At 73.3% G+C, this 10,355-nt stretch carries 10 protein-coding genes and 1 riboswitch; of the genes, 5 read left to right on the forward strand and 5 right to left on the reverse strand.

Features of this window, described 5'->3' with window-relative positions:
• Window positions 1-160: 160 nt before the first annotated feature.
• From AOK18_RS11975 to thrC, 3 genes are all read right to left on the reverse strand, one after another.
• Window positions 161-364 carry a cold-shock protein gene (locus AOK18_RS11975; RefSeq protein WP_004986573.1) on the reverse strand — a complete coding sequence of 68 codons (204 nt, stop codon included), beginning with the start codon at window positions 362-364 and terminating at the stop codon, window positions 161-163.
• A gap of 442 nt (window positions 365-806) precedes the next feature.
• A complete protein-coding gene (locus AOK18_RS11980; protein WP_055573361.1) occupies window positions 807-1,082 on the reverse strand; it encodes a MoaD/ThiS family protein in 276 nt (91 codons plus the stop codon).
• Entirely contained in the window at window positions 1,079-2,371 is a 1,293-nt protein-coding gene (gene thrC / locus AOK18_RS11985) for a threonine synthase (protein ID WP_055573362.1), read from the reverse strand. The genes AOK18_RS11980 and thrC overlap by 4 nt, the downstream gene beginning before the upstream one ends.
• A gap of 18 nt (window positions 2,372-2,389) precedes the next feature.
• Window positions 2,390-2,643: riboswitch (SAM riboswitch) on the reverse strand.
• A gap of 263 nt (window positions 2,644-2,906) precedes the next feature.
• Between thrC and AOK18_RS11990 the strand changes: the two genes are divergently transcribed.
• The 3 genes from AOK18_RS11990 to otsB all read left to right on the forward strand — a co-directional run bounded on the left by AOK18_RS11990 (window position 2,907) and on the right by otsB (window position 6,465).
• Window positions 2,907-3,851: a glucosyl-3-phosphoglycerate synthase gene (locus tag AOK18_RS11990; protein WP_055694328.1), complete on the forward strand. Its 945-nt coding sequence runs from the start codon at window positions 2,907-2,909 to the stop codon at window positions 3,849-3,851.
• 138 nt (window positions 3,852-3,989) lie between these two features.
• The gene (locus tag AOK18_RS11995; protein ID WP_206281533.1) at window positions 3,990-5,414 is read left to right on the forward strand and encodes an alpha,alpha-trehalose-phosphate synthase (UDP-forming); all 1,425 of its coding nucleotides are present in this window, start codon (window positions 3,990-3,992) and stop codon (window positions 5,412-5,414) included.
• Window positions 5,415-5,553: 139 nt separating this feature from the next.
• Window positions 5,554-6,465: a trehalose-phosphatase gene (otsB, locus tag AOK18_RS12000; RefSeq protein WP_055694324.1), complete on the forward strand. Its 912-nt coding sequence runs from the start codon at window positions 5,554-5,556 to the stop codon at window positions 6,463-6,465.
• A 45-nt stretch (window positions 6,466-6,510) separates the two neighbouring features.
• Here the strand turns inward: otsB and AOK18_RS12005 are convergent, their stop codons facing one another.
• Both AOK18_RS12005 and AOK18_RS12010 read right to left on the reverse strand, forming a co-directional pair.
• Window positions 6,511-6,780 carry a DUF3263 domain-containing protein gene (locus AOK18_RS12005; protein ID WP_055694325.1) on the reverse strand — a complete coding sequence of 90 codons (270 nt, stop codon included), beginning with the start codon at window positions 6,778-6,780 and terminating at the stop codon, window positions 6,511-6,513.
• Between the two features lie 73 nt (window positions 6,781-6,853).
• Window positions 6,854-8,122 carry an extracellular solute-binding protein gene (locus tag AOK18_RS12010; RefSeq protein WP_055694326.1) on the reverse strand — a complete coding sequence of 423 codons (1,269 nt, stop codon included), beginning with the start codon at window positions 8,120-8,122 and terminating at the stop codon, window positions 6,854-6,856.
• A gap of 124 nt (window positions 8,123-8,246) precedes the next feature.
• Between AOK18_RS12010 and AOK18_RS12015 the strand changes: the two genes are divergently transcribed.
• A complete protein-coding gene (locus tag AOK18_RS12015) occupies window positions 8,247-9,191 on the forward strand; it encodes an ROK family protein (protein ID WP_079104969.1) in 945 nt (314 codons plus the stop codon).
• On the forward strand, window positions 9,191-10,355 hold a 1,165-nt coding region (gene nagA, locus AOK18_RS12020; protein ID WP_055694327.1), incomplete at its 3' end, for an N-acetylglucosamine-6-phosphate deacetylase. The genes AOK18_RS12015 and nagA, both read left to right, overlap by 1 nt.

A 10,355-nucleotide genomic window follows, 5' to 3' on the forward strand; every position in this document is an offset into this window, starting at 1 on the left:
GCCTGCTCGGAGTGCCCCTGACGCGGCCCCGGCAGGGGCACTCCGAGCAGGCCCCCCGAGCACGGCTCCCGAGCAGGACGAAGGGCCCGTGCCCCGGGGTGACCCCGGAGGCACGAGCCCTACGCCGGCAGGAAAATTCTCGTGGTTGCTGGTAGCGCGTTCAGGCGGTGACGCGAACCATGTCGGCCTGCGGGCCCTTCTGGCCCTGCGAGATCTCGAACTCGACCCGCTGGCCCTCTTCAAGGGTGCGGTAGCCGTCCATCTGGATGGCGCTGTAGTGGACGAAAACATCCGCACCACCGTCGACCGCGATGAAGCCGTATCCCTTCTCCGCGTTGAACCACTTGACGGTGCCCTGAGCCATGCCTAACTCCCCTATTACTGGCCCTTGCACAGATCCGCACTTCGCGGATCCGGGTCAGACCTCACTCCCCAAACGGTTGGGGGCGTGCGCCGGAACGCGTCGACCGCGGCTGAATGTATCTGCCCAACTGCCCTCTGCAACAGGTCAGTCGGACGAGAAATCTCGACGCCACCGGTCCGGATGATGACGACAGTTCGTCCCATTTCAGGGCAAGCCGCACCGGACAAACGTCACAAAAGCCGCAGAAAGGGCCCGGACTTTGGCTGTATCCAGTCGGACGGGCGGCAGGAATTAATGGTTCCCGAGGGGGAAATCGGGACCGTGTTCCCCGACTCTATCGCGTTCAATCCCATGGAATGGCCCCCTCCGCTTCTCTCACGGAGGGGGCCGTTCGACGAACGCCCGGTAAGCGCGATTACCTGCGGTAATGATCAACCAATGATCAGCCGCCGGCGACCGCCGGGATGATCGACACACCCGCACCGTCCGGGGTCGCGGTCTGCAGGCCCTGCTCGAAGCGGACGTCGTCGTCGTTGACGTAGACGTTGACGAAGCGGCGCAGCTTGCCCTGGTCGTCGAGGACCCGGGCGGCGATCCCGGCGTGGTTCTTCTCCAGGTCGGCGATGACGTCGGCGAGAGTGGTGCCCTCGGCGTCGACCTCGGCCCTGCCACCGGTGTAGGTGCGCAGGATGGTGGGGATGCGAACGGTCACGCTCATGCGAGGCCAGCCTCTCGGAAGGAGTCCAGGTTCGGGCGGATGGTCGCGGTCAGTCCGGTGTCGGCCACCGCGTCCAGCGTCTTGAGACCGTCGCCGGTGTTGAGCACGACGGTGGTCAGGGCCGGGTCCAGGGCGCCGCTCCCGATCAGCTTCCTCGTGACGCCGACGGTCACGCCGCCCGCGGTCTCGGCGAAGATGCCCTCGGTCCGGGCGAGCAGCCGGATGGCCTCCACGATCTGCTCGTCCGTCACGTCCTCCACCGCGCCGCCGGTGCGGCGCGCGATGTCCAGGACGTAGGGGCCGTCGGCGGGGTTGCCGATGGCGAGCGACTTGGCGATGGTCTTCGGCTTCTGCGGCCGGACGACGTCGTGGCCCGCCTTGTACGCGGCCGACACCGGCGAGCAGCCCTCCGCCTGGGCGCCGAAGATCTTGTACGGCCTGTCCTCGACGAGGCCGAGTTCGATCAGCTCCCGCAGCCCCTTGTCGATCTTCGTGAGCTGCGAGCCGGAGGCGATGGGGACGACGATCTGGTCGGGCAGCCGCCAGCCGAGCTGTTCGCAGATCTCGTACGCGAGGGTCTTGGAGCCCTCGGCGTAGTACGGCCGCAGGTTGACGTTGACGAAGCCCCAGCCCTCGCCGGCCGGGTCGCCGATCAGCTCGGAGCAGAAGCGGTTCACGTCGTCGTAGCTGCCCTCGATGCCGACGAGTTCGCCGCCGTAGACGGCGGCCATGACGACCTTGCCCTGCTCCAGGTCGTGCGGGATGAACACGCAGGAGCGCAGTCCGGCGCGGGCGGCGGCGGCGCCGACGGCGCCGGCGAGGTTGCCCGTGGAGGAGCAGGAGAGGGTGGTGAAGCCGAAGGCGCGGGCGGCCTCCAGGGCCTGGGCGACGACCCGGTCCTTGAAGGAGTGCGTCGGGTTGCCGGAGTCGTCCTTGACGTACAGGCCGCCGGTGACGCCGAGTTCGCGGGCGAGGTTGTCGGCCCGGACGAGCGGGGTCCAGCCGGGGTTGATGTTCGGCTTGGTCGCCACGTCGGCGGGGACGGGCAGCAGGGGGGCGTAGCGCCAGATGTTCGCGGGACCCGCTTCGATGCGCCGGCGCAGTTCCTCGGTGTCGTGGGCCGAGAAGTCGTAGGCGATCTCCAGCGGGCCGAAACACTCCTGGCAGGCGAAGACCGGGCCGAGCGGTACGCGGTGGCCGCACTCGCGGCAGGACAGCGCGGCGGCGGGGCCGAGGTCGACGGAGGGCGCGGCGGATTCCGTGGTGCTTTCGGCAGTCTGCACAGCCATGTGAGGCGAGGCCCTTTCTCCTCATCTTCCTCACGACGCATCTCGCCGTGAGACGGATTTGGCACCTTCCCTAGCCGGGAGCCTCGCGAGGACGATCGGCGTCGCGATCCACCGCGACACGCGGCGGACGCCGCGGTGCACGGTGGACGCCGCGGATGCGCGGCGGTCGTCACGGTGCGCTGTGATCGTCGATCGACGGTGATCTACGAGAACCGGCTGGAGGGTTGCCGGGGCTTCATCGGGCCGTTTCCCTCTGCCCCTCTGGATGAGCTGTATGCGGTTGGGTCGTGCGGTTGTGGGTCGTGCGGTCGTACCCGCGCGGACGGGGACCCGAGGGGGCCGCGACCCCCGATGTACGGAGGGCGTCCGCGTTGTTCAAGACTGTAACCGAAGGCCAGGACCGTGCAGAGAGCACGTCCGAACCGCGAGACGGATCACAGGGGCATGGATCGCAGGGGTACGGGCCGCCCGGGCGGGGGCCGCAGGAGGATGGACCAGAGGGGTTATGGACCGCAGAGGTGAGGAGTCGCCGACCGTGCTGGAAGAAGTCGAGCGCTGGCTGGCCGGCCGCTCCTGGTCCGTGGCCGACCGGCCGGTGCACCGCCTCCTGGCCGCGAAGCGCGCCACGGGGCAGACGGTGAGCGTGGTGCTGCCCGCGCTCAACGAGGAGGCCACGGTCGGCGGGATCGTCGCGGCGATCCGGGAGGAGCTGATGCTGCGGGTCCCGCTGGTCGACGAGATCGTGGTCGTGGACTCCGGCTCGACCGACCGCACCTCCCGGGTGGCCGCCGCCGCGGGCGCGACCGTGGTGCACCGGGACACGATCCTGCCCCGCATCCCCGCCGTGCCCGGCAAGGGCGAGGTGCTGTGGCGCTCCCTGCTGGTCACCCGGGGGGACATCGTCTGCTTCGTCGACGCGGACCTCAGGGAGTTCTCCGCCGACTTCGTCTCCGGCATCGTCGGCCCCCTGCTCACCGAACCGGACGTGCAGCTGGTGAAGGCCATGTACGACCGGCCCCTGGGTTCCGCGGCCGGGCAGGGGGGCCGGGTCACGGAGCTGGTGGCGCGCCCGCTGCTCAACCTGCACTGGCCCCGGCTGGCCGGCTTCGTGCAGCCGCTCGGCGGCGAGTACGCGGCCCGCCGCTCGCTCCTGGAGCGGCTGCCCTTCCCCGTCGGCTACGGCGTCGAGCTGGGCATGCTGGTCGACTCGCTGCACCTGGTGGGACTGGACGCCCTCGCCCAGGTCGACGTCGGCGTCCGCAGGCACCGCCACCAGGACGGCCGGGCCCTCGGCCGGATGGCCGCCGCGATCTACCGCACCGCCCACCTCCGCCTGGCCCGCGGGCACCTCGTCCGTCCCGCGCTCACCCAGTTCGAGCGCGCCGGCGCCGGCTTCGAGCCCCGCACCCATCCGGTGGACACGGAGGAGCGGCCCCCGATGGCGGACGTGGCCGAGTACCGGTCCCGCCGGGTGGCCTGAGCACGACGGTCCGCGGCCCGCGCCGCGGGCCCCGGCCCGGCGTTCCGGGCCCGTCCGGCCGTATACGGCCGGTCCGCCGCTCCCCCTCCGGACGATCCGTACGTTTGAGCGTTTCGGAGGCGGGCTAGGTTGAGGCGTATGGCTTCCATCCATGCTGGTCAGGGTGCTCAGGTGCTGGTCGCGTCGAACCGCGGCCCCGTTTCGTACACGGTGGGCGAGGACGGTTCGCTGCGGGCCAGACGGGGCGGCGGCGGGCTGGTGTCCGGGCTGTCGGCGATCGGGTCGGACGCGGACTCGCTGTGGGTGTGCTCGGCGCTGTCCGACGGCGACCGCGAGGCCGTGCGGCGCGGGGTCGGCGAGGACGGCGTGCGGATGCTGGACATCCCCGCGGACGTGCACGCCGACGCGTACAACGGCATCGCGAACTCGGTGCTGTGGTTCGTCCACCACATGCTGTACCAGACGCCGCTGGAGCCCGTCTTCGACGGGGAGTTCCGCCGGCAGTGGGCCTCCTACGAGGCCTACAACCGGGCGTTCGCCGAGGCGCTGGCCGAGGAGGCGGCGCCGGGGGCCGCGGTCGTGGTGCAGGACTACCACCTGACGCTGGTCCCGGGACTGCTCCGGGAGCTCCGCCCCGACCTGCTCATCGGCCACTTCTCGCACACGCCGTGGGCCCCGCCGGAGTACTTCGGGCTGCTGCCCGACGACATCGCCGCGCAGGTGCTGCGCGGCATGCTGGGCGCGGACTGGCTCGGCTTCCTGACCCGGCGCTGGGCGGACGCGTTCACCGCGTGCAGCGAACGGTTCGCGGACGGGCTCGGACGGACCGCGGTCGGGGTGCACGGGCTGGGCACCGACGCGGACTTCCTGCGCGGCCGCGCGCACGAGCCGGACGTCGGGGAACGGATCGCCGCGCTCCGCGAGGAGATCGGCACGGCCCCCGACGGGACCCCGCGCAAGACCGTCGTCCGGGTCGACCGGACCGAGCTGTCGAAGAACATCGTGCGCGGCCTGCTCGCCTACCGGCAGCTCCTCGAGGACCGTCCCGAGTGGCGCGAACGCGTGGTGCACGTCGCCTTCGCCTACCCCTCCCGGCAGGACCTCGCCGTGTACCGCGACTACACGGCCGAGGTGCAGCGGGTCGCCGAGGAGATCAACGAGCGGTACGGGACACCGGACTGGCGGCCCGTCGTCCTGCACGTCAAGGACGACTTCGCGCGCTCCCTGGCCGCCTACCGGCTGGCCGACGTGGCCCTGGTCAACCCCATCCGGGACGGGATGAACCTGGTCGCCAAGGAGATCCCGCTCCTGTCCGAACGGGGCTGCGCGCTGGTGCTGTCCCGGGAGGCGGGCGCCTACGAGGAGCTGGGCGGGGACGCGATCGCCGTCAACCCGTACGACGTGGTCGACACGGCGCGGGCCCTGCACGAGGGGCTCGCGATGAGCCCGGAGGAGCGGACCGGGCGCGCCGAGCGCCTGGCCGCGGCGGCGACGGCGCTGCCGCCGCAGCGGTGGTTCCTGGACCAGCTGAACGCGCTGCGGGAGCTGCGGCACGGCAGCTAGGACCGGCCGCTCCCTGCCGGGCCGCCCGTCCGCTTCCCCCTCTCCTTCGCCCGCCCGTCCGCCTCCCGGGCTCCCCGTCCGTCCCTGAACGGCCGGACAGGTATGCGTGCGGACGGGCGGGCGTGGATAGGTTGGCGGTATGGGCAGCTCTACCGATTCCACGGACCCGAACGCCACGTCCCCCGACGCCGGTGCCGCCGGCGCCCCCGCCCCCCTGCCGGTGCCCGCCACGCGGGCCGGCCGGGACGGGCTCGACGCGCTGCTCGCGCGGCCGGGGAAGGCGCTGATCGCCCTCGACTTCGACGGGACGCTCTCGCCGATCGTGCCCGACCCCGAGCAGGCCCGCGCCCATCCCGGCGCGGTGGGCGCGCTCGCCGCGCTCGCCCCGAGGGTGGCCTCCGTGGCGGTGGTCACCGGCCGGCCGCCCGCGGTCGCGGTGCGGCACGGCGGCTTCGCGGACGTCCCCGGCCTGGAGCACCTCGTCGTCCTCGGCCACTACGGCACCGAGCGCTGGGACGCCGCCACCGGTGAGATCACCGCGCCCGCCCCGCACCCCGGGGTCGACGCCGTCCGCGCGGAACTGCCGGAGGTGCTCGGACGGGCCGGCGCGCCGGAGGGCACCTGGACCGAGGAGAAGGGCCGCGCGGTGGCCGTCCACACCCGCAGGGCCGCCGACCCCCAGGCCGCCCTGGAGGCGCTGCGCGGGCCGCTGACCGACCTGGCGCACCGGCACGGGCTGGTCGTCGAGCCCGGCCGCATGGTCCTGGAGCTGCGTCCGCCGGGCATGGACAAGGGGGTCGCCCTGGCGGAGTACGCCCGCGAGATCGGCGCCGGCTCCGTCCTCTACGCGGGGGACGACCTGGGCGACCTGCCCGCCTACGCCGCCGTCGACGCACTCCGCTCGGACGGTGTGCCCGGGGTGCTGGTGTGCAGCGGCAGCGACGAGGTCGCGGAGCTGCGGGAGCGCGCGGACGTGGTGGTCGACGGCCCCGAGGGCGTCGTCCACCTGCTCGGGGCGCTGGCGCGCGCCCTGGACCCGCGCACGGACTGAGCGGCCGGCCCGCGGCGGCCGGCCCGCCGCGCGGGGCGGCCGCGTTCAGCGTTCCGCGCGGCGGGCCTCCCGGACGCGCCGGAGCCGGTTCACGGTGACCGGGTCGTGGGCCAGGGCGCGGGGGTCGTCGAGCAGGGCGTTGAGGAGCTGGTAGTAGCGCACCGGGGCCAGGCCCAGTTCCTCGCGGATCGCCCGCTCCTTCGCGCCGGGGCCGGAAAAGCCGCGGCGCTCCAGCGCGAGGACGTCCCGTTCGCGCCGTCCCAGCCCTCCCCGCTCCTCGTCCCGCTCCTCGTCCGTGTCCGGGCCCTGGTCCATACCCGCACGGTAGCCCCCGCCGCCGACAGCCGGACGGCAAGGGCGCCGGGGAGCGGGGGCGGTGCCCCGGTGCCTACCGCGCGCTCTCCGCGCGGACGGCGGTCGCCTGGAGCCGGCCCAGCACGTCCTCGGGGCTGCCGTTCGGGGACACGGCCTTGCCGATCCGCTGCTTGATCTCCGCGTTGACGTCGGCCCAGGAGGTCTTGCCGACCGGGTAGAGCTCCGCGGTCGGCAGCTGGTCGAGGAAGGGCCGGAGCGGCTCGTCCTGCGCGGAGCGGCCCATCGCGCGGGACGCGGAGGTGGTGACCGGCAGGAGGTCGTAGTCGCGGGAGAAGTCGAGCACCCGGTCCTCGCCGTAGACGAAGTCGAGGAAGTCGCCGATCTCGTCGCGGTGGCCGCTCTTCTTGAAGGCCGTCATCCAGTCGGTGACGCCGAGGGTGGCCCGGCTCGCGCCGGAGGCCCCCGGCGTCGGCACGGTGCCGAACTCGACGCCCTTCCGCCCGGCCATGCCGATCAGCGACGGATGACCGTTCAGCATGCCGACGTCGCCGGCGGCGAACGCGGCGAACGCGTCGGCCCGGTCGAGTTCGCCGGGTGCGACGGGTCCGGTCAGGCCCTTGCCGACCAGCTCGTCCTTCAGCCAGGTGACGGTCCTGACGTTCTGCGCGGAGTCGAAGCCGTAGGTGCCCATGCTGTCGGTGTAGCCGCCCCCGCCGCTGAGCAGCCACTGCATGGTCTCGGCCTGCGCCTCCTCCGGGCCGAGGGGCAGGGCGTAGGGGTACTTCACGCCCTCCTCCTTCAGCACCTCGGCGTTCGCGGCGAGTTCGGCCCAGGTGGTGGGCGGGGTGAGGCCGGCGTCCTCGAACAGGGTCTTGTTGTAGAACAGCACGCGCGTGGAGGCGGCGAACGGCATGCCGTACTGCACGCCGCCGAGCTGGCCCGCGGTGGCCAGCGACGAGACGAAGTCGGCCTGGACGGGGATGGAGAGCACGTCGTCGGCCTTGTAGAGCAGTCCGTCGGCCGCGTAGTCGGCGTACGCCCCGATCTGGGCCATGTCCGGCGGGTCGCCCGCGTCGACCCTCTCCCTGACCTCGCGGTCGACGTCGTTCCAGGAGTGGACGGTGACGTCGATCCTCACGCCCGGGTGCTCGGCCTCGTACTCCTCCGTCAGGGCGGTCCAGTACTTCTCCGAGCTGTCGTCCGCGCCGGTGCCGTAGTCGGCGGCGATCAGTTCCAGGGTGACGTCGGAGGAGTCCCCGCCGAGACCGCATCCGCCGAGGACTCCCGTCAGGCCCAGGGCGGACACCGCCGCGATCGTCCTTGCCAAGCTCCGCCGCTGCACTGCTTCCTGCCCCAACTCCGGCGCTCCGCGCCATCCGTTCCCAAGGATTCCGATAATCGGATCAAGGTCTACACCACGTAAGTGGACTAGACCTCTTGCGGGTCCCGGGGTCACACTGTCCCCCGTGGAACATGTCATCGCCCTCGACGTGGGCGGCACCGGGATGAAGGCCGCCCTGATCGGAGCGGACGGCACGCTGCTGCACCGGGCCCGCCGGGCCACCGCGCGCGAGCGCGGTCCGGACGCGGTCGCCGCCGGGATCCTGGACTTCGCCGCCGGTCTCCTCGCCCACGGCACCGAGCGGTTCGGCGGGCCCGCGTCCGCCGCCGGCCTCGCCGTCCCCGGCCTCGTCGACGAGGCGCGGGGCGTCGCCGTCTACTCCGCCAACCTCGGCTGGCGCGACCTCCCGCTGCGCGCGCTGCTCGCGGAGCGGCTCGGCGGCATCCCGGTCGCCCTCGGCCACGACGTCCGCACCGGCGGGCTCGCCGAGGGCCGTGTCGGGGCGGGCCGGGGCGCCGACCGGTTCCTGTTCGTGGCGCTGGGCACCGGCATCGCGGGCGCCATCGGCGTCGACGGCCGGGTGGAGGCGGGCGCGCACGGCTCCGCGGGCGAGATCGGCCACATCGTCGTACGGCCCGGGGGAGCCGCCTGCCCGTGCGGTCAGCGCGGCTGCCTGGAGCGGTACGCGTCCGCGGCGGCGGTCGGCGGGGCGTGGGCGGCCCTCTGCGGCGACCCGGACGCGGACGCGGCCCACTGCGCCCGGGCCGTGGCCTCGGGCGACGCCCGGGCCCGGAAGGTCTGGCAGGAGGCGGTCGAGGCCCTCGCCGACGGGCTGGTCACCGCGCTCACCCTGCTGGACCCCCGCACGCTGATCATCGGGGGCGGGCTGGCCGAGGCGGGAGAAACCCTGTTCGCACCGCTGCGGGAGGCCGTCCGGCGGCGGATCACCTTCCAGAAACCGCCGTCCCTGGTCCCCGCGGCCCTCGGGGACACCGCCGGATGCCTGGGCGCGGGACTCCTCGCCCGGGATCTCCTCACCAGCACTGACCCCTCGGAGGTAACCGCCTGATGGCCCCCACCAAGGTTCTCACCGGTGCCCGGGTGGTACTGCCCACCGGGACCGTGGACGACGGCCGCGTGACCGTGGAGGGCACCCGGATCGTCGCCGCGGCCCCCGCGGACGTCCCCTCCGGCACCGCGCCCGCTCCCGCCGGCCCTCCGGACGCCGTCGAGACGCTCGACCTGACCGGGCACTGGCTGCTGCCCGGTTTCGTCGACCTCCACAACCACGGCGGGGGCGGCGCGTCCTTCCCCTCCGGGACGGCCGAGGAGGTCCTCAGGGGCGTCCACACCCACCGCCTGCACGGCACCACCACCCTGGTCGCCTCGACCGTCACCGGCGACCTGGACGTCCTCGCCCGGCGCGCGGGCCTGCTGGCGGAACTCGCCGAGCAGGGCGACATCGCCGGCATCCACTTCGAGGGCCCGTTCATCTCGCCGTGCCGCAAGGGCGCGCACTCCGAGGCACTGCTGCGCGACCCCGACCCGGCGGAGGTCCGCAAGCTGGTCGACGCGGCGCGCGGCCACGCGAGGATGGTCACCCTCGCCACCGAACTGCCCGGCGGCCTCGACTCCGTACGCCTGCTCGCCGAACACGGGGTGATCGCGGCCGTCGGCCACACCGACGCGACGTACGAGCAGACCGTGGCGGCCATCGACGCGGGCGCCACGGTCGCCACCCACCTGTTCAACGCGATGCCGGCGCTCGGCCACCGCGCCCCCGGTCCGGTCACCGCCCTGCTGGAGGACGAGCGGGTCACGGTCGAGCTGATCAACGACGGCACCCATCTGCACCCGGCCGCCCTCCGGCTGGCGTTCCACCACGCGGGCCCCGGGCGGGTGGCGTTCGTCACGGACGCGATGGACGCGGCCGGTTTCGGCGACGGCCGCTACCTGCTCGGCCCGCTGGAGGTCGAGGTGGCGGACGGGGTGGCCCGGCTGGTGGAGGGCGGCTCCATCGCGGGCTCGACGCTCACCCTGGACCGCGCCCTCAAGCGGGCGGTGACCGTCGACGGGCTGCCGGTCGAGCACGCGGTCGCGGCCCTGTCCGCCAACCCGGCCCGGCTGCTGGGCCTGGACGACAGGATCGGTTCCCTGGAACCCGGGAAGGACGCCGACCTGGTGGTCCTCGACGCGGACTTCACCCTCAAGGGCGTGATGCGCCGGGGCGCAT

The sequence above is a fragment of the Streptomyces prasinopilosus genome, assembly GCF_001419695.1.
Classification (GTDB): domain Bacteria; phylum Actinomycetota; class Actinomycetes; order Streptomycetales; family Streptomycetaceae; genus Streptomyces; species Streptomyces prasinopilosus.